The 19,578-nt window shown below is 63.3% G+C and carries 15 protein-coding genes; 6 read left to right on the plus strand and 9 right to left on the minus strand.

Annotated elements, in window-relative coordinates; genetic code table 11:
• Positions 1–8: 8 nt before the first annotated feature.
• Positions 9–1,385: a formimidoylglutamate deiminase gene (gene hutF / locus ACTJKM_RS03770; RefSeq protein WP_058325871.1), complete on the minus strand. Its 1,377-nt coding sequence runs from the start codon at positions 1,383–1,385 to the stop codon at positions 9–11.
• Between the two features lie 138 nt (positions 1,386–1,523).
• Between hutF and hutC the strand changes: the two genes are divergently transcribed.
• Positions 1,524–2,267, plus strand: a complete 744-nt coding sequence (gene hutC / locus ACTJKM_RS03775) for a histidine utilization repressor (protein ID WP_058321064.1) — start codon at positions 1,524–1,526, stop codon at positions 2,265–2,267.
• A gap of 115 nt (positions 2,268–2,382) precedes the next feature.
• Complete coding sequence (locus ACTJKM_RS03780) at positions 2,383–5,307, plus strand: aminotransferase (RefSeq protein WP_058325870.1); 2,925 nt, start codon at positions 2,383–2,385, stop codon at positions 5,305–5,307.
• Between the two features lie 118 nt (positions 5,308–5,425).
• Here ACTJKM_RS03780 and ACTJKM_RS03785 read toward each other — a convergent pair whose 3' ends face one another.
• Both ACTJKM_RS03785 and ACTJKM_RS03790 read right to left on the minus strand, forming a co-directional pair.
• A complete protein-coding gene (locus ACTJKM_RS03785) occupies positions 5,426–6,436 on the minus strand; it encodes an amino acid ABC transporter substrate-binding protein (RefSeq protein ID WP_058321066.1) in 1,011 nt (336 codons plus the stop codon).
• Between the two features lie 107 nt (positions 6,437–6,543).
• The gene (locus ACTJKM_RS03790; protein WP_058325869.1) at positions 6,544–9,600 is read right to left on the minus strand and encodes an aminotransferase class III-fold pyridoxal phosphate-dependent enzyme; all 3,057 of its coding nucleotides are present in this window, start codon (positions 9,598–9,600) and stop codon (positions 6,544–6,546) included.
• A 78-nt stretch (positions 9,601–9,678) separates the two neighbouring features.
• Between ACTJKM_RS03790 and ACTJKM_RS03795 the strand changes: the two genes are divergently transcribed.
• Positions 9,679–10,161, plus strand: coding sequence for an Lrp/AsnC family transcriptional regulator (locus ACTJKM_RS03795; protein ID WP_057254733.1), 483 nt, complete (start codon positions 9,679–9,681; stop codon positions 10,159–10,161).
• A 10-nt stretch (positions 10,162–10,171) separates the two neighbouring features.
• Here the strand turns inward: ACTJKM_RS03795 and ACTJKM_RS03800 are convergent, their stop codons facing one another.
• Positions 10,172–11,110, minus strand: a complete 939-nt coding sequence (locus tag ACTJKM_RS03800; RefSeq protein WP_057254734.1) for an AraC family transcriptional regulator — start codon at positions 11,108–11,110, stop codon at positions 10,172–10,174.
• A gap of 218 nt (positions 11,111–11,328) precedes the next feature.
• Here ACTJKM_RS03800 and ACTJKM_RS03805 point away from each other — a divergent pair, with 218 nt between their 5' ends.
• The gene (locus ACTJKM_RS03805) at positions 11,329–12,381 is read left to right on the plus strand and encodes an NAD(P)-dependent alcohol dehydrogenase (protein ID WP_058325868.1); all 1,053 of its coding nucleotides are present in this window, start codon (positions 11,329–11,331) and stop codon (positions 12,379–12,381) included.
• Positions 12,382–12,440: 59 nt separating this feature from the next.
• Here ACTJKM_RS03805 and ACTJKM_RS03810 read toward each other — a convergent pair whose 3' ends face one another.
• Complete coding sequence (locus tag ACTJKM_RS03810; protein WP_057254736.1) at positions 12,441–12,905, minus strand: Lrp/AsnC ligand binding domain-containing protein; 465 nt, start codon at positions 12,903–12,905, stop codon at positions 12,441–12,443.
• Positions 12,906–12,924: 19 nt separating this feature from the next.
• Positions 12,925–14,088 carry a M20 aminoacylase family protein gene (locus ACTJKM_RS03815; protein ID WP_058325867.1) on the minus strand — a complete coding sequence of 388 codons (1,164 nt, stop codon included), beginning with the start codon at positions 14,086–14,088 and terminating at the stop codon, positions 12,925–12,927.
• Positions 14,089–14,265: 177 nt separating this feature from the next.
• On the opposite strand from ACTJKM_RS03815, the gene ACTJKM_RS03820 reads away from it, so the two are divergent.
• The gene (locus ACTJKM_RS03820) at positions 14,266–15,351 is read left to right on the plus strand and encodes a D-alanyl-D-alanine carboxypeptidase family protein (RefSeq protein WP_058325866.1); all 1,086 of its coding nucleotides are present in this window, start codon (positions 14,266–14,268) and stop codon (positions 15,349–15,351) included.
• A 12-nt stretch (positions 15,352–15,363) separates the two neighbouring features.
• Positions 15,364–16,515 (plus strand): CobW family GTP-binding protein, encoded by a 1,152-nt coding sequence (locus tag ACTJKM_RS03825; protein WP_113513195.1) that lies wholly within the window; start codon positions 15,364–15,366, stop codon positions 16,513–16,515.
• A gap of 45 nt (positions 16,516–16,560) precedes the next feature.
• On the opposite strand, the gene ACTJKM_RS03830 is transcribed toward ACTJKM_RS03825, so the two are convergent.
• The 3 genes from ACTJKM_RS03830 to ACTJKM_RS03840 all read right to left on the minus strand — a co-directional run bounded on the left by ACTJKM_RS03830 (position 16,561) and on the right by ACTJKM_RS03840 (position 19,553).
• Positions 16,561–16,797: a sulfurtransferase TusA family protein gene (locus tag ACTJKM_RS03830; RefSeq protein ID WP_058325865.1), complete on the minus strand. Its 237-nt coding sequence runs from the start codon at positions 16,795–16,797 to the stop codon at positions 16,561–16,563.
• Positions 16,797–18,236, minus strand: a complete 1,440-nt coding sequence (locus ACTJKM_RS03835; RefSeq protein WP_058325864.1) for a L,D-transpeptidase family protein — start codon at positions 18,234–18,236, stop codon at positions 16,797–16,799. The genes ACTJKM_RS03830 and ACTJKM_RS03835 overlap by 1 nt, the downstream gene beginning before the upstream one ends.
• Positions 18,237–18,599: 363 nt before the next feature.
• On the minus strand, positions 18,600–19,553 hold the full coding sequence (locus ACTJKM_RS03840) for an acetyl-CoA carboxylase carboxyltransferase subunit alpha (protein ID WP_058325863.1): 954 nt from the start codon (positions 19,551–19,553) through the stop codon (positions 18,600–18,602).
• Between the last annotated feature and the right edge of the window lie 25 nt (positions 19,554–19,578).

A 19,578-nucleotide genomic window follows, 5' to 3' on the forward strand; every position in this document is an offset into this window, starting at 1 on the left:
TTCTGTTACTATTTCAGTTTCATCAGCACCCGCGCGAAGGCGCGGTCGATATCGTCCTCCCGGTCGTGGCGTCCGTTCCGGATCTTCCACTCGCCCGCGACCATGACGTCGCGGACGCTCTCGCCGCCGAGCGCAAAGAGCCAGCGGTCGAGGATCTGGTTGTCGCTGGCGGCAGCGATGTAGGGATTGTCGCCGTCGAGCACGACGAAATCGGCGCGTGCGCCAACGGCGATGCCCGCCGTCTTCTGGCCGGCCGCCTGGGCGCCGCCCTTGTGGGCAGCGTCGAAGATGGTCCGGCCGATCGAGGCGCCGGGGCCGGAGGCCAGCCGGTTGCGGCGGCGGTCGCGCAGCCGCTGGCCGTATTCGAGCAGGCGCAGTTCCTCGGCGACGCTGGTCGCCACATGGCTATCGGTGCCGACGCCGAAGATGCCGCCTTCGGCCATGAAGTCGACCGCCGGGAAGATGCCGTCGCCGAGATTGGCCTCGGTCGCCGGGCAGAGACCGGCGACCGCACCGGAGCGCGCCAGACGCTGCCGTTCGTCGTCGGTCAGATGCGTGGCGTGGATTGCGCACCAGCGCTCGTCGACGGGCATTTCGTCAAGCAGCCACTGAACCGGACGACGGCCACTCCAGGCGAGGCTGTCGTCGACTTCCTTGGTCTGTTCGGCGACATGGATATGGATCGGACCACTTACAGGCGCTGCATCGAGGATCGTGCGCATCTCCTCGGGCGTCGCCGCACGCAGCGAATGAATGGCATAGCCGAGCGTGTTACCGGCCTCGCGGCAGAGCGGCTCGAGGCGCTGCAGAAGCGAAAGGAAACGATCCGGATCATGCAGGAAGGGCCGCTGCCCGGCATTCGGCGCAACGCCGCCGAAATTGGCATGCGCGTAGAAAACCGGCAGATGGGTGAGGCCGATGCCGGTCGTGCGGGCGGCAGAGAGAATACGCAGCGACATTTCTGCTGCGTCGGCATAGGGCGTGCCATCAGCCTGATGGTGCAGGTAGTGGAACTCGGCGACGTGGCCGAAACCGCCCTTCAGCATCTCCATGTAGAGCTTGGCGGCGATCGCCTCGACATCATCAGGGTTCACCAGCCCGACGGTACGGTACATTTCTTCCCGCCAGGTCCAGAAGCTGTCGTCGCCGCTGCCGGCGACCTCGGCGAGGCCCGCCATGGCGCGCTGGAAGGCGTGGGAATGCAGGTTGGCGACGGCGGGAACCAGCGGACCAGCGACGCGTTCGTCGCCATCGGCGATCGACTGATCGATCTCGATGGAGACGATCCCGCCTGATGCGTCAAGCGCAATGGCGACATTCTGCGCCCAGCCTGTCGGCAGAAGCGCATGGTCGGCGAAGAGCCGGTTGACGGGAAAAGTTGCCATGGTGCGATTTTCCTGTACGTAGTTGTATATGGAACTATAGATATTTTACGGTGGCGCGCAAGCGCGAAATGAACGAAAAGAATCATTGTCGAATACGCATGATTTGTTCGGCATCCTGGAAAGGCGGGGTTTGAGTTGATGACAGCGCTTGGAAGAAGGAACGAAATGACCGCATTCGAAGACGGACCGGTGCCGCGCTACGAAGCGGTCAAGCAGTTCATCCGCAGCCGCATCGAGAGCGGCGAGTGGCCGGCTCACCATCGCATTCCCTCGGAAAACGAGATCGTCGCCGATCTCCGCGTCAGCCGCATGACCGCCAACCGGGCGCTTCGAGAGTTGGCAAGCGAGGGCGCGATCACCCGTGTTCAGGGCGTAGGGTCGTTCGTTGCGGCTCACAAGGGCAGTACCGCGCTGCTTGAAGTGCGCAATATCGCCGACGAAATCCGCGAGCGCGGCCACGCGCACACCTCGCGCATGACGCTGATGCAGGAAGAGGTCGCGCCGTCGGACATTGGCTATGCGCTCGGGCTCGTGACCGGTGCGCGCGTCTTCCATTCGATCATGGTGCATTCGGAAAACGGGCTGCCGATCCAGATCGAAGATCGTTTCGTCAATCCGGCGATCTGCCCACGTTATATGGAGCAGGATTTCCAGACGATGACGCCGAACGCCTATCTGACTGCGGTCGCGCCAATCACGCGCACGGAGCAGATCGTCGAGGCGGTGTCGCCGCAGGCCTGGGAATGCAAGCTGCTCGGCATCGACCGCAACGAGCCCTGCCTGATGATCCGACGCCGTACCTGGTCGGAGACAGCCAATGTGACGACGGCGCGCCTGCTTTATCCCGGCACGCGCTATCGCCTTGAGGGCATGTCGCAGTAGATCGGGATTGGGGCTTCCGCAGAAAACCGCACATCTTTTCCTCATCCCGCTCTAATCTCGACAATATTCCGGTCGATTCGGAGGATCGACCGCCGAGTGGGAGGATGACGAGACCATGGTTGAGGACGCGCTGAAGCTTCGCACCGAGTTGCCCAGGCCCGATGTCAGTGCCGAGGAGGCGCAGGCATTGCTGGCGGAGCACTACGGTCTCTCAGGCACGATCAGCGAACTCGGCAGCCAGCAGGACCGCAACTATCGCATCGATACCGGCGAGCGACGCTATGTGCTGAAGATCTGCCGCGCGGAATATGGGGCGCTCGAACTGGAGGCCCAGAATGCGGCCTTGCGGCATCTTTCCGAGCGTCTGACTTTGGCGCGTGTTGCGGAAGTGGTGCCCTCGCTCAGGGGCGAGGCGATCGAGAGCGTTGCCGTCCGCGACCAGGACTACCGGATTCGCCTGCTGAATTTTCTCGATGGCGAGCCGCTGACCCGGCGCAAGCATCTCTCGCGTGAAGCCGTTTCCGCGCTCGGCGCGCTGGCCGGGCGGCTGGCCGCGGCGCTGCAGGACTTCGAACATCCCGGGCTTGAACGGGAACTGCAATGGGACCTGCGCCGCGCCGGTCCCGTCGTGCTTCATCTTCTCGCCGACATGCCGGACCAGCAGCGCAAGAAGCGGATCGCCGAGATCATGGTCGGAGCCATGCGGCGTCTGCAGCCCATCACGGCGGAACTGCGCATCCAGGCGATCCATCATGATGTCACAGACGACAATGTGGTGAGCCAGCCCGATGCATCCGGCCGGCCGATCCCTGACGGAGTCATCGATTTCGGCGATATCCTCAAGGGGTGGCTGGTCGCCGAGCTTGCCGTGACCTGCGCCTCTTTGCTGCATCATGCTGACGGCGACCCCTGGTTCATCCTGCCGGCGGTCAAGGCGTTTCACGCCGCGTGCCCGCTGACCGAGGTGGAGCTGAAGGCGCTCTGGCCGCTGATCGTCGCCCGCGCCGCCGTGCTGGTCGCAAGCTCAGAGCACCAGCTTTCGCGCGAACCTGACAACACTTACGTCGAGGGCAATGCCGCGCATGAGCGGGAGATCTTCGACGTGGCGACTTCGGTCCCTTCGGCGCTGATGGAGCACGCCATCCTGGCGGCGGCGGGGCTTGCGCCGGCATCGCAGCCGGTGACCGGGGAGAGCCTGATCCAGGGGCTCGGGCCGACCGACGTGCGCCAGATCGACCTGTCGATCCTGAGCCCGCTGTTGCCGGAGGAGCGCTGGCAGCACCAGGGGCTGCCGATTTCGCTGTTGCAGCACGCGGCGCACGCGATCGGTGTCGCGACCACGCGCTACGGCGAGTACCGGATGACCGAGACGCAACTGCGTTCGCCGAAGCCCGACGCGACGCTGGCGCTGCATGTCGACATCTGCCTGGAAGCGGGCCGCGAGATCGTTGCCCCGTTTGCGGGGCGCGTCATCCGGCAGGACGGGCTGCTGGTTCTGGAGGGAGCCGAGGGGAGTCTTTTCCTTGAAGGGGTGGAAGTCAGCGGCGATCTTGAGGAGACGGCCGCCGCCGGCGCGGTGCTGGGCGTCGTCTCCGGCGAACAGCAGTCCTATGGCCTGATCCGCGTCCAGCTTTGCCGCGAGCATGGCCTCGTTCCGCCGCTCTTTGCCATGCCGCATCAGGCAGAGGCCTGGAAGCATCTGTGCCCGTCACCGGCCGGCGTCCTCGGCTTCGAATGCGATGCGCCGGAACTGCACAGCGAAGCGTTGCTAAGCCGACGACAGCAGCACTTCGCCAAGCCGCAGAAGAACTACTACAAGCACCCGCCGCAGATCGAGCGCGGCTGGAAGGAATATCTCTTCGATGTCGAGGGCCGCAGCTATCTCGACATGGTCAACAACGTGACCATCCTCGGCCACGGGCACCCCCGACTGGCGTCCGCCGTCGGGCGGCAATGGTCGCTGCTCAACACCAATTCGCGCTTCCACTATGCCTCCGTCGCCGAGTTCTCGACGCGGCTGGCGGCGCTTGCGCCTGACGGGCTCGACACGGTGTTCCTGGTCAATAGCGGCTCGGAGGCGAACGACCTGGCGCTCAGGCTCGCCTGGGCCTATTCCGGTGCGCGTAATATCGTGACCCTGCTCGAAGCCTATCATGGCTGGACCGTCGCCAGTGACGCGATCTCCACCTCGATCGCCGACAATCCGCAGGCGCTGGAGACCCGCCCTGGCTGGGTGCATCCGGTGCCGGCGCCCAACACCTATCGCGGCGAGTTCCGTGGCGCCGATACGGCGGACAGCTATGTCCGCTCCGTCGTCAAGAAGCTTACCGAACTGGACGCCGCGGACGAGAAGCTTGCCGGCTTCATTTGCGAACCAGTCTATGGCAATGCCGGCGGCATCCCCTTGCCGAAGGGCTATCTCGACGCCGTCTATGCCATGGTGCGGTCGCGTGGCGGTGTCTGCATCGCCGACGAGGTGCAGGTCGGTTATGGCCGTCTCGGCGACTATTTCTGGGGCTTCGAAGAGCAGGGTGTCGTGCCTGACATCATCACCGTCGCCAAGGGTATGGGCAACGGCCACCCGCTCGGCGCCGTCATCACGCGGCGCGAGATTGCCGACGCGCTGGAGAAGGAAGGGTATTTCTTCTCATCCGCCGGCGGCAGTCCCGTCAGCTCGGTCGTCGGCCAGACCGTGCTCGATATCCTGACCGAAGAACGATTGCCGGAGAATGCGCGTGTCGTCGGCGGTTATCTGAAGGCGCGGCTCGAAGCGCTGGGGCAACGCTTTCCGCTGATCGGCGCGGTGCACGGCATGGGGCTCTATCTCGGTGTCGAATTCGTGCGCGACCGGGAGAGCTTGTTGCCGGCGACGGAGGAGACGGCGGCGATTTGCGACCGCCTGCTCGATCTCGGTGTCATCATGCAGCCGACGGGCGATCACCTGAACGTGCTGAAGATCAAGCCGCCGCTCTGCCTCAGCCGCGAGAGCGCCGACTTTTTCGCTGACATGCTGGCGCGGGTGCTGGAGGAAGGCTGGTAGGCTGGCTGGCACCTTCTCAAAACGAAAACGCCGCGGGGAGGGCCGCGGCGTCTCGTTGGCGCTTTTCCTTTGTCGAACAATTCCGGACTGGAGACTTTGCCGGAACTGGGCGAGCGGATCAGCGTGCCGGCGGAGCGTACATCAGGCCGCCGTTGCTCCAGAGCTTGTTGAGGCCGCGGTCGATCTTCAGCGGGCTGTCCTTGCCGAGGTGGCGTTCGAAGACCTCGCCGTAATTGCCGACCGCCGAAACCGCCTGGTAGGCCCACTTCGGATCGAGCCCGAGCGACTTACCGGCTTCGTTCTCGATGCCAAGGAAGCGCTTCTGCGCGGTCGTGCCGCTTTCGAGCAGCTTGGCGGCATTGTCCTTGGTGATGCCGAGTTCTTCGGCCTCGGTCAGCGCAAACAGTGTCCAGCGCACGATCTTGAACCACTGATCGTCGCCCTGGCGGACGGCCGGGCCGAGCGGCTCCTTGGAGATCACTTCTGGCAGCACGACGAAACGATCCGGATCGTTGAGCGTCAGGCGCTGGGCGTAGAGCGCCGAGGCATCGGTCGAATAGACGTCGCAGCGTGCGGTGTTGAACGCTTGGATCGTCTGGTCGGCCTTTTCGAAGGCGACCACCTGGTACTGGATGTTGTTGGCGCCGAAATAGTCGGCCATGTTCTGCTCGGTCGTCGTGCCGGTCTCGGTGCAGACGGAGGCGCCCGAGAGTTCCTTGACGCTCTTCACGCCGAGATCGTTGCGCACCATGAAGGCCTGGCCGTCATAGTAGTTGACGCCGACGAAGCTCATGCCGAGATCGGTGTCACGCGACAGGGTCCAGGTGGTTTGGCGCGAGAGGAGATCGGCCTCGCCCGACTGCAGGGCGGTGAAGCGCTCCTTGGTCGAGAGCGGCACGTATTTCACCTTGTCGGGATTGCCAAGCGCTGCGGCTGCGACTGCGCGGCAGAAATCGATGTCGAAGCCGGTCCATTCGCCCTTGTCGTTGGGGGCGGAAAAGCCGAGCACGCCTTGGCTGACGCCGCAGCGAAGCTCGCCGCGTTCCTTGATGACGTCGAGCATGCCGGCGTTGGCGGCGGTGCCGGCAAGGAACGCCGCGCTCGCCAGTGCTAGAACTCCAAGTTTCATTGTCCTGTTCTCCTCTTTTTCATGTTTTAGGGCATGCGTCTTCGCCGCCGGGATGCGCGTCGCATCCCGGCCGATTGGCTCTGGTTTCGGCGGTATTGCGCCCGGCCTCAGCCGAGCGTTTTCGATACGTCTGCGAAAGTCTCTTCGAGCACGGCGATCAAATGATCGGCATCGCGTTTCGAGAAGATCATCGGTGGGCGCATTTTCAGGATGTTGTCATGCGGACCTTCGGTGCCCATCAGCACGCCCCGGCGGCGCGCGCCGTTGGAAACGGCCCGGGCAAACTCGGTCGCCGGCGCCTTGGTCTTGCGGTCGGTCACAAGCTCGATGCCGAGGAAGAGGCCCATGCCGCGCACGTCGCCGATCACTTCGTAACGGGCCTGCATTGCTCGGAAGGCGTCGATCAGATAGTTGCCGATCGAAAGGGCGTTGCCGCGCAGATCCTGTCCCTCGATCACGTCGAGCACCGCAAGGCCGACGGCACAGGAGACCGGGTTGCCGCCGAAGGTGTTGAAATACTCCATGCCGTTGTTGAAGCTGTCGGTGACCTCGCGGGTCGTGACGACAGCTGCCAGCGGATGGCCGTCACCGATCGGCTTGCCCATGGTGACGATATCGGGCACGACCCCTTGCGTTTCGAAGGCCCACCAATGGCTGCCGACGCGGCCGAAACCGACCTGCACCTCGTCGGCGATGCAGACGCCGCCCGCCTCGCGCACGAGCCGATAGACTTCCTTTAGATAACCTTCAGGCAGGAACACCTGGCCGGCGACGCTCGGGATCGATTCCGCGATGAAGAAGCCGGGGCCTTCGCCCTTGGCCTTCATCGCGGCGATGAGTTCGGCGACGCTTTCGGCAAAGCGCTTGCCGTGTTCCTCAGCCGGCCAGTCCGCCGGCGCATGGTAGCTGTCGGGAATGGTCGCCACATGCACATGCGACTTCGGTCCCTTGCCGCCCCTGCGGCGGAATTTGTAGGGGCTGATGTCGATCAGCTCCTGCGTGGTGCCGTGATAGGACCAGTCGAGCGTGATCGCATTCTCGCGGCCGGTATGGGCGCGCATCAGCCTGAGCGCCAGGCTGTTCGCCTCCGAACCGCTGTTAACGAAGCCGGCAACGGTCAATTCTTTCGGTAGCGTCGCCGTGAGCCGCTCGGCATAGGCGACGATGTTGTCGTGCAGATACCGGGTGTTGGTGTTGAGGATTGCCGCCTGCTTCGCCATCGCCTCGACCACCGCCGGGTGGGCGTGGCCGATGTGGCAGACATTGTTGAAGCAGTCGAGATAGGCGCGGCCGCTGTCGTCGATCAGCCAGACGCCTTCGCCGCGCACGAACTTGATCGGCTTGTCGTAGGAGATCGAGAGGTTCGGCAGGAGCAGTTCCTTGCGCCGTCTGACGATCTCCTCGTGCGAGCGGCCCTTTTTCTCGTAGAATTCTTCGGCGATGCCGGCAAAGGTGCGGGCATCGGGGAACAACTCGGCCCAGACGTCGAGAAACTGCGGCTCGCCGACGCCGAGGATCTCGGTCGCGGTCAGGCTGGTGTCGGTCGAAAGCTGCAGATGCAGATGCGGCGCCCAGCCGCCGTTTTCCTTTGGAGCCCCCATTTCGCCGACGAGCGCCCCGGCCTCAAGCTGGTCGCCGGCCCTGATCCGTCCCACCGCTTCATGTGCCAGGTGACCCCAGAGTGTGACGAAGGGCGGGCAGCCGTCGGGCTCGTGGCGAAGCGCGATCAGGCAGCCATAGCCCAGCGGATCTTCTTCGATCTCGACGCTGACGACGGTGGCGGCAAGGGGGGTATAGAGTTTGGTGCCGGCGGCCATGAACAGGTCGAGGCCGAGATGGCGGGTGCGGCGGGTGTGGTCGATGAAGCGCGAGACGAACATCTCGCCGGCATAGACGGTGCGCTCCTCGCCGAAGGGACCGATGCCGAGTTCAACGCCATGCTCGCGGCAATAGACTTCCCAGATCGCCTGGGCTTCGCCCGGCTGTTCACCGGCCGATTTCACGGTCATCGGATGTAAGGGGTCGCCATAGGGCACGAGCGCCGCCGGGTAGGTCGCAGCCGGGCGCGCGAGCAAGGGCTTCAACGTCTTGCGGTTGGCGTTGATCCAGGTGGTGACGCGGCTGGCGCCGGGGCTTGCTTCGAAGCCGCAGGCCTTGCGCAGGATGGCGGTGGCGAAACGCGGGTTCATCCGGTCGAGCTTGCGCAGCAGCGTCCAGGCCGGCCGCTCGCTGATCGCGAGATAGGGGTTGTCGTCGGTGTGAGCCCGGCGCGAGGCCGAGATGGTGACTGAAGTGACGAGGCGCATGGCGATGAGATCGAACAGAAGGTCGACCTCTTCTTCCGCCAGCGGATATTCCTGATGGAAGCCGCGGACGATTGCAGCGGCGGCGCCGATCGGATCGGGATGATCGAGCCCGGCATAGGCGGCGGCGATCGCCACTTCGGCAATGACGGGCGCGTGCAGTGCATCACCGAAATCGATCAGGCCGGAGATCTGGTCGTGGTCGGCCTTGGCGACCAGCACGTTCCAGTCGTTGGCGTCGTTGTGAATGACGGCGGCGCGAAGGGTCGCGAGCCGCGGCGCGACGGATTTTTCGAAGCGGGTGAGGAACCGCTCGAGCAAAGCGCGGTCTTCAGCGGAGGCGACGTGGTGCAGCCGGTCGGCCGAGCGGCCGGCGTGACGGATGTCCCAGTCGAGATCGCGCAGCGCCCCCGGATGCATGAAGCCTTTAAGCGATGCGTCGAAGCGGCCGAGCATCTGCCCGAGCGACTGAAGTGCTGCGTCGCTGCGCCCCGTCTCGGCAAGCGGCAGGCCCTCGACCCAGCTGACGAGGCGCAGGCTGTGGGTGACGCCGCGCGCACTCGTGGTCGAAGCAAGGCTCGCGCCTTTGAGCGTCGGGCGGATATGCGGCACCGGCAGATCGACGGCATGGGCTCCGACGTGGCCGAGCAATGCCGTCTGGAAATCGCTTTCGACTGCGGGTTCGGCACCGTTGATGATCTTGAGGATGTAGGTGTCGCCACCCTTTGTCTCGACCTTGAAGTTCTGGTCGCGTTCGCTGGCAAGCAGCGAGAGCAAGCCTTCGAGGCCGTAATGCTCCTTCAGCAGCGCCGCTGCCGCATCGGTCGAAAAGTCAGGCGTCGTCGTCAGCATATCGTTCATGGGGACCCTCATCTGTCGGCGAGAGTTACATGAGCCGTGCCGTGATGCATCCGGCAATATGCCGGTTGCACCGGCACTATGTTTATAATAACCGTCATCTTGTCGGCGGACCGCGGAGGAGCAGAGATGCAGGACATAGACGCGATCGACCGCACGATCCTCAGCATCCTGTCGCAAGAGGCGCGCATCCCGATGAAGTCGCTGGCGGGCCGCATCGGCCTCTCCAGAAGTGCGACCACCGAGCGGGTCAGCCGGCTTGAAAAGGCCGGTGTCATTCGCGGCTATCGCGCCGATATCGGGCAATTGGAGGAGGGCACGATCCAGGCTTTCCTGCTGGTGACTTTGAAGCGCACGCCGTCGATCGGCGTGCTCGACCGGCTCGCCGGCTTTTCCTCGGTGCGCAAGGTGTCATCCGTCAGCGGCCAGCTCGATCTCGTCGTCGAGGTCGAGGTCGGCTCGATCAATGCGCTCAACGAGTTGCGCAACGAGGTGGCGACGATGGACAATGTCGAGGATTTGACGACGTCGATCGTGCTGCGAAGGGATATCGAGCGGAGTTGAGGCGTGCTCCTCAGCCCTCGCTCAACATCTCCGCCTGCGGAGCCAGCCGTTCGAGCAGCGAGCGGCGCACCCGGCCGATGTCGCGCATCGGTGGCTCGCCGAAGTGGCGGGCATACTCGCGGCTGAACTGCGACTGGCTTTCGTAGCCCACCTGATGGCCGGCGTCGCCGGCGTCGAGCTGCTCCTCCAGCATCAGCCGTCGCGCCTCCTGCAGCCGGAGCTGCTTCTGGTATTGCAGCGGGCTCATCGCGGTGATCGCCTTGAAGTGATGGTGCAGCGACGACACGCTCATGGAGACACGGTTGGCGAGATCGTCGATCCGCAGCGGCCGCGAATAGTGCTCTTTCAGCCAGGCGACGGCGCGGCCGACCTGATGAGGCTGGCTGTCGGTCGTCGCCATCTGCCGCAGGCGGTGGCCGTGCGGGCCGGTCAAAAGCCGGTAGAGGATCTCCTGTTCGATCAGTGGCAAGAGGGCGGGGATATCGTCCGGCCGTTCGAGCAGGCGCAGCAGGCGCAGGGCCGCGTCTTCGAGATCGACAGTGATCTTGCTGACGCTCATGCCGCGCGCCGAAGCGGCCGGCTGCGGCAATTGCGACAAGGACGCAAGCAGCGCCTGGATCTTGCCGGGATCGAGCGTGAAGGCCATGCTGAGATAAGGTTCTTCTGCGGAGGCCTTGCAGACCTGGGAGAGAACGGGCAGGTCGATTGACGTCAGCAGATAGTCCGACGCGCCGTAGATCAGTGTCTCGTCGCCGAGAACCACACGTTTGGCCCCTTGCACGATGATTGCCAGGCTTGGCCGATAGGCCGAGCAATTGACCGGAGCGTCGCCGCCATGGCGATGCAGGGTCAGGCCGGAAATCCCGGTCAGGTGGTCGCCGTCCCGCTCGGCAAACCGGGCAATGACATCGATCATCTGGTGGCGGGCAGTCTGTCTTGTGGCTGTCATAATCTGCGGTCTTTCCAGCGGCTTAGCATTGTGTGAGGCAACGCTCAGGTAGGGCATCGACGTGCCATCTCCAGGATCTCACTGTCAATCTTGTAGGATCGTGCAAGAATTTTGCAGGATCGCTCTAACGCTCACCGTGTCTGCGCCCCCATAGTTCGAGGTGCGTCAGGCCGGGTTCCCTCCGGACCTGCACCCTTTCCCAAAATGAGGACAGACTGATGGCCATTGCAAGAGGATATGCGGCGACCGATGCGTCGAAGCCGCTGACGCCCTTCACCTTCGAGCGCCGCGAACCGCGCGACGACGACGTGGTGATCGAGATCAAATATTGCGGCGTCTGCCACTCCGACATCCACCAGGCCCGCAACGAATGGGGCAATTCGGCCTTCCCGATGGTTCCCGGCCACGAGATCGTCGGCATCGTGACGGCGGTTGGCTCCAAGGTCACCAAGTTCAAAGTCGGTGACCGCGCCGGCGTCGGCTGCTTCGTCGATTCCTGCACCACCTGCGCCACGCGCGATGTGGATCTGGAACATTACATGCCCGGTCTGATCGTGACCTATAACGGCGTGGAAGCCGACGGTAAGACGCCGACCCAGGGCGGCTATTCCGACAGTATCGTCGTCAAGGAAGGCTATGTGCTGTCGATCCCGGAGAACCTGCCGCTCGACGCCGCAGCACCGCTGCTTTGCGCCGGCATCACGCTTTATTCGCCGCTGCGCCACTGGAAGGCCGGTCCCGGCAAGAAGGTCGCGATCGTCGGCATGGGCGGCCTCGGCCACATGGGCGTCAAGCTGGCGCACGCCATGGGCGCGGAGGTGACCGTTCTCAGCCAGACGCTTTCCAAGAAGGAAGACGGGCTGAAGCTCGGCGCCGATCGCTACTACGCCACCAACGATCCGGAGACCTTCACGGCACTGGCAGGCACGTTCGATCTGATCATCTGCACGGTGGCCGCCGAGATCGACTGGAATGCCTACGTCAACCTTCTGAAGGTCGACGGCGATTTCGTGCTGGTCGGCATTCCTGAGAATGCGGTGCCGGTACATGCTTTCTCGCTGGTGCCCGCCCGCCGGAGCATTTCCGGTTCGATGATCGGCTCGATCAAGGAAACCCAGGAGATGCTCGACTTCTGCGGCGAGCACAATATCGTCTCGGAAATCGAAACGATCCGGATCCAACAGATCAACGAAGCCTATGAACGCGTCGTCAAGAGCGATGTGCGCTACCGCTTCGTCATCGACATGGCGTCGCTGCAGGACGCCGCCTAAACTGAAATGGAACGGCCCGGAATCCGATGGGGTTTCCGGGCCTTTTTTCTGACTGCGGCTCAAACGAGCGGCAGCGGTCCGTCGTTCTTGATCTCTTCCATCACTGCGTAAGTTCGGGTCTCCTTGACGCCCGGAAGCGTCCAGAGCACTTGGCCGAGGAAGTTGCGGTAGGCCGCCATGTCCTCGAACCGCGTCTTGACGAGATAGTCGAAGCCCCCCGCCACCATGTGACATTCGAGCACGGCCGGCGCCTGTTTGACGGCGGCGGCGAACTGGTCGAAGACGTCGGGCGTCGTCTTGTCGAGCATGACCTCGATGAAAACCAGCAGGCCGAAGCCGAGCTTGTGCGGGTCAAGCCGCGCGCCGAAGCCCGAGACGTAGCCTTCCTTCAACAGCCGGCGCAGCCGCTCGCTGGTCGCCGTCGGCGACAGGCCGATGCGATCGGCAAGCTCAAGGTTGGTGATCCGCCCATCCGCCTGGAGGATGTTGAGAATTCTACGGTCAATCTTGTCGATCTGATGCATGGTGCCTCCCGCCGATGCCTCAGGCGGCAAGTCGCGTTTCCGCGAGCTTCACCCAGTAGGAGATGCCGTGCGGGATCGCCTCGTCATTGAAATCGTAAGCCGGGTGATGCAGCCCGGCGGTGTCGCCGTTGCCCATGAATACGAAGGCGCCGGGACGGGCAATCAGCATGTAGGAGAAATCCTCTCCGCCCATCATCGGGTCGAGCGACGGCTTGACGTTGCTTGTCCCCGCGATCTCGGCCGCGGCCCTCAAAGCGTAGCCGGTCTCTTCCGCATGGTTCACGGTCACCGGATAGTTGCGATTGTAGGCGACGTTGACGGTCGCGCCGTATAGGGCCGCCACTCCTTCGGCGATCGTGCGGATGCGGCCCTCGCCGATATCGCGTACCTCAGGCACGAGAGTGCGCACCGTGCCCCCGAGAACGGCTTCTTCCGGAATGACGTTGTGGGCGAAGCCGGCGTTGAACTTGGTCACCGAGACGACGACGGAGGCGAGGGGATCGACCGTGCGCGAGGCGATCGTCTGCAGAGCGGTGACAATCTGGGTGCCGACGATGATCGGGTCGATCGTCTTGTGCGGCTGGGCCGCATGGCCGCCGCGGCCCTTGATGGTGATGGTGAACTCGTCGGTCGAAGCCATGATGGGGCCGACACGGCTGCCGAAGTGACCAATGGGCATGCCCGGCATGTTGTGCATGCCATAGACTTCCTCAATGGCGAAACGCTCCATCATGCCGTCCTTGACCATCTCGTTGCCGCCACCGCCGCCTTCTTCGGCGGGCTGGAAGATGACTGCGACACTGCCGGCGAAGTTGCGGGTTTCGGCGAGATACTTGGCCGCTCCGAGAAGCATCGCCGTATGGCCGTCGTGGCCACAGGCATGCATCTTGCCAGACGTTTCCGAAGCCCAGGGCTTGCCGCTCGTCTCGGTAATCGGCAGCGCATCCATGTCGGCGCGCAGGCCGATCGTGCGGCCCGAGCCGAGATTGCCGCGGATCAGGCCGACGACGCCGGTGCGGCCGAGGCCCGTCACGACTTCGTCAACGCCGAACTCCTTGAGTTTCTTTTCGACGAAGGATGCCGTATTTTCGACCGCAAACAGGAGCTCCGGGTTCCTGTGCAGGTGGCGCCGCCATTCGGCGACTTCGTTCTGGAGCTCGGCGGCACGGTTGAGTATCGGCATCGGTTCGTCCTGTCGGTCTGTTCGATCACTGTGTATCTGCGGTGGATTGGCAGGGGTGCCCGTGAATGGGCTTTGCCATCTCCTCGCCATATAGGCTAAATAGCCGGACGAGACGAGGCAACAGCGGAATTTCGAGGTTCTATCGTGGTGACAGCAGGAATTTTCACACGTGGCAAGATGAGGGCGCTTGGTGTCACGGCAGTGACGTGCGCGACGCTTCTTGCGGCATTGCCGGCTGCAGCCAATCCGCGGCTCGTCGTCGACGTCAATTCGCTGAAGGTCTACGAACATCAGGACATCTTCCAGAAATGGTATCCGGCATCGCTGACCAAACTGATGACGGCCTATACGGCCTTCCGCGCGATCAAGTCGGGGCAGCTTACGCTCGAGAGCCCGGTCATCATGACCAAGAATGCGGCCTCCGAGCCGCCGAGCAAGATGTTCTACAAGCCCGGGCAGGCGATGACGCTCGACAGCGCGCTGAAGATGATGCTGGTCAAGTCCGCGAACGACGTCGCAGTGGCCATCGCCGAGACGGTCGGCGGTTCGGAGCCCGCCTTCATCGAGCGGATGAACGCCGAGGCGCGCCGCATCGGCATGACCTCGTCCAACTTCATCAATCCCAACGGCCTGCCGGGTCCGGGCCAGTATACGACGGCGCGCGACCTTGCGGTGCTGGCGATTACGCTCAAGCGCGAGTTCCCGCAATATGCTTCCTATTTCTCGCTGGAAGGCTTCACCACCGGCAAGAAGAACTATCCGAACTACAACATGCTGATCGGACGCTTCGAAGGCGCCGATGGCATGAAGACCGGCTTCATCTGCGCCTCCGGCTTCAACCAGGTTTCGTCTGCCACCCGTGACGGGCGTAGCGTCGTCTCTGTCGTACTCGGCGAGGATAGCCTCGGCGCGCGTGCCGACGAATCTGCGCGGCTCATGCAGATGGCGCTGACGACGAGCGGCAATGGCAAACCTTCCCTCGTGCAGATCCCGCCCTATGGCGAGACACGCGACATGGTGGCCGATGTCAGCAAACAGATCTGCTCGAAGGCGGCGGCCAAGGTCCGCAGCGAAGGCCGCGACGAGGGCGGCCGCCAGAAGCTGCTCTCGCCCTATATCCACGAAATCAACCGGCCGCTGAATCTCGCCTTCGCCGGTCTTATCGCCGGCAGCGGTGAGAAGGCGCCGAAAGTCGTCGCCGACCAGGCTGGCCAGGGAGACGCCGCCAATGTGCCGATCCCCGTGCCGCGGCCGACTTTCTGATCGGAGTTCATGATGGCTAGTCCCTTGCCGGCGGTGCCGGTCTCGATCCTCACCGGCTTTCTCGGTGCGGGCAAGACAACGTTGCTGAACCGGTTGCTGAAGGATCCCGATCTCTCGGACACGGCAGTCATCATCAACGAGTTCGGCGATGTCTCGATCGACCACCTGCTGGTGGAGGCCTCCAGCGACGGGGTTATCGAGCTTTCCGACGGCTGCCTCTGCTGCACGGTGCGCGGCGAACTGGTCGACACGCTTGCCGATCTCATGGACCGGATGCAGACGGGCAAGATCAAGCCGCTGAAGCGCATCGTCATCGAAACAACCGGCCTTGCCGACCCCGCGCCGGTGCTGCAATCGGTGATCGGCAATCCCATTATCGCGCAGAGCTTCCGGCTGGATGGCGTCGTCACGGTCGTCGATGCCGTCAACGGCCTGCAGACGATCGCCAATCACGAGGAAGCCCTGAAGCAGATCGCGGTCGCCGACCGCATCGTCGTCAGCAAGACCGGTCTTGCCGATGCAGCCCAGCGCGACGAGCTGACGGCACGGATCCGGGCGCTCAATCCGCGTGCGCCGCTCATCGATGGCGACAGCGAGGAGGCGGGACGCTCAGCGCTTTTCGCCTGCGGCCTTTATGATCCATCCTCGAAGATCGCCGATGTCGGCCGCTGGCTGCAGGATGAAGCCCATCACGAGCACAACCATCATCACCACGATCATGGTGACCACCATCACGATCATGATCACCACCATGACCACGATCATCATCATGATGTGAACCGGCATGGTGGCGACATCCGCTCGTTCAGCATCGTGCACGACCGGCCGATCGAGCCGATGGCACTCGATATGTTCATCGACCTCCTGCGTTCGGCGCATGGCGAGAAGCTGCTCAGGATGAAAGCAATCGTAGCGGTGGCCGACAGACCGGACCGGCCGCTGGTGTTGCATGGCGTGCAGAATGTCTTTCACACGCCGGAGCGTCTGGCGGCATGGCCGGACCCGAACGACCGGCGCACCCGCATGGTGCTGATCACCAAGGGATTGACGGAAGGCTTTGTCCGCGACCTGTTCGACGCCTTTACCGGCAAGCCGCGCATCGACCGGCCGGACGCGCAGGCGCTTTCCGACAATCCGCTCGCCGTTCCCGGCATGCGGTTTTAATCATCATTCAGATAGCATTGTGATGCCGCGGCCCGTCGCGGCGTCTCAGGCGCCCTTGCGGATCAGAAACCGGTGGCCGCCGTCGGCAGCAGCGGACTCTTCGAGCGTGTGGCCGTCTTCGTTGCAGAAGTGCGGGATATCGATCACCGCCAGAGGATCGGTCGTCTCGATCTCCAGCAATGCGCCCGGGGCTAGTGAGGACATGCGCTTGCGCGTCTTCAAAACGGGAAGGGGGCATTTAAGCCCCCTGAGGTCGTAGACGATCTTGGTCTCGCCCGGCATCAATTGCCCCAGATTTTCCAGAAGGGGCGCTTCTTCGGCGGCTCTTCGGTGAGCACAGGTGTTTCCGCCACCGCCTCGGGGGCAGGTGCCGTTGCAACGGCGGCCGTCTGCTGCTCGGTCGCAGCTGGCGCCGTCGTGCGTGCCTGCTTGGTCGTCTTCGCCGGTTCCTGCGCTTGCGGTGCGACGGCTGCCTGCTGTTCGGGTGTCTGAACCGCCGGAGCGGGTGCTTCTGCCTCCGGCTCGCTCTTCGAGAACAGGCTCCAGAAGGATTTCTTCGCCGGCTGCTCGACGGCTGCCTGCATCACCGGCTGCGGTACGGGGTTGGCGGCTGGAACCGGGACGTGCTTGCCGCCGTCGGTCGCCTTTTCGAGTTCCTTCTTCTGGATCTCGACGGCCTGCTTGGTCTCTTCCGCTTCCTTCTGGTCGGCGAGCTTCTTCTCGAGGTCGCTGGCCTTCATCAGCTTGCCGGCGTCGAAGGAGTTGCCGGTTGGCGCATAGGCGAGTTCGCGGCCGACGCGCTGCTTGGCGACGATCGCCTTGCGCTCGGCTTCGCTCGGCTCGTACCAGACCATGCCGTCATACTTCTTCATGGCCTTGTCGTAGTCGGTCTGGTAGGTCTTCTCGAAGCCTGCCATCGCCACTTGCAGCGCCGGCGGGGTCGACATGGCCGGGCACTGGCCGCTCGGATTGAACGGGCCGGAGGCCTGCTGGTTGAAGACGTACTTCTTCTCGCAGACGTTCACTTCAGGCGGACGCTTGGTGATCTCGAACTGGTCGTAGCCGACCTTCAGCATCTTCCAGAAATCGATGTTCGGGTTGTTGCGATGGCGCGCCATGTTTTCCGCGGTCATGCGGAAGGGGAAGGCCTGGAGCTGAACACTTTCCTGGCCGCCCTTGAAGGAATCCCGGGCGAGGGCGAAGATCTCGATCATCTGCTCGTCGGTCATCGAGTAGCAGCCCGACGACGAGCAGGCGCCGTGGATCATCAGGTGCGTTCCCTGACGGCCGTTCGCCTTGTCGTAGGTGTTGGGATAGCCGGTGTTGATCGCCAGGTAATAATTCGAGTTGGGGTTCATCTGGTGCGGGAAGAGCGGATAGAAGCCCTCCGGCGCCTGACGATCGCCTTCCTTTACCTTCGGGCCCAATTTGCCGGACCAGGCGCAGATCTTATAGGTTTTCAGCAGCTGGAAGCGATTGGCCGTATTGGCCTTCCAGACCTCGAGCGTGCCTTCTTCCTTGAAGATGCGCAGCGAGATCGGGGCCTGCTTCTGTATCCCGAGTTCGGTCATCTTTTTGACCATGGGTCCGGAGACCTGGTACTCGGTTTTGTTCTTGACGGACCTGAGGTCGACCGACGTCGTCGTGTCCAGCGTTTCATTGGTGCAGCCGGCAAGCGCGGCGACAATGGCGGCGGAGGCTACAAGGTTTCTGAAACGCATCAGCAGAGGCCCGTTTAAACCCAACTCGACTACAGCGCCGCGCGTCTTTGACGCGCCAAGGACGCTGTGACTCTTTAGATAGCTGCATAATTTTGCCCTTAAATCGATGCCGATTTAAGGAATTATGCAGGAAAGCCCAAGTCCGCGAGGGTGGGCTCTTTAGAGAATCACTAAGCGATTATACTTCACGAATTCTTAACCCTGCAGGGTGGCCCTGCCGATGCGCTGTTCATGACCTCATGAATATGGCCAAGATTTGGCCATACTCCGCTTTGCAGTTGCGAAATCCGCTCGCGCAATCGCGAACCACCAGGACCAGATCGGATAGAGGGCGTGGGATTTCCGCCCCTATCCCGTTCCTGCCTAGAGGTTGCGGCCGATATTGAGGTACTTCTGTCGGCGATCCGTGCGCAACTGGTCGCCATTGCGTCCGGACAATTCCTTCAACGCGTCGGCGATCACGGTTCCGGTGCGGCCGATGACCGCGTTCGGGTCGCGGTGTGCGCCGCCGACCGGCTCCTGAATGATGCCGTCGATGACGCCGAGTGCCTTCAGGTCCTCGGAGGTGATCTTCATATTGCTGGCGGCTTCCTTGGCGCGGGTGGAATCGCGCCACAGGATCGAGGCAGCTCCTTCCGGCGAGATGACGCTGTAGATCGCATGCTCCAGCATGTAGACGCGGTTGCCGGTAGCGATCGCGATGGCGCCGCCGGAGCCGCCTTCGCCGATGACGATGGTGACGATCGGCACACGGACATTGAGGCACATCTCGGTGGAGCGGGCGATGGCTTCCGCCTGGCCGCGTTCTTCTGCGCCGACGCCTGGATAGGCACCGGCGGTATCGACCAGCGTGATCAGGGGCAGGCCGAAGCGATCGGCCATTTCCATGACGCGGATCGCCTTGCGGTAGCCTTCAGGACGGGGGCTGCCGAAGTTGTGCTTGATGCGCGACTTCGTGTCGTTGCCCTTCTCCTGGCCGAGAACGGCGACCGGCATGCCGCGGAAACGCGCAAGGCCGGCCTGGATGGCATCGTCGTTGGCATAGTTGCGGTCGCCCGCAAGCGGCGTGAACTCGGTGAAGAGCTCGGCGGCGTAATCCAGGAAGTGCGGGCGCGAGGGGTGACGGGCGACCTGGGTCTTCTGCCAGGGCGTCAGCTTGGAATAGATCTCGATCATCGCGTCGCGGACGCGCGTCTCCAGGCGTTCGATCTCATCCGAAGTGTTCACGCTCTCGTCTTCGCCGGCGAGCTTCTTCAATTCGAGAATCTTGCCTTCGAGGTCGGAGATGGGCTTTTCGAAATCGAGATAGTTGTGCATGAGATGCGTTTCCGATCATTTTGCG

The organism is Ensifer sp. 22460 (assembly GCF_052044935.1).
In the GTDB taxonomy this organism is placed as follows: Bacteria; Pseudomonadota; Alphaproteobacteria; order Rhizobiales; family Rhizobiaceae; genus Ensifer.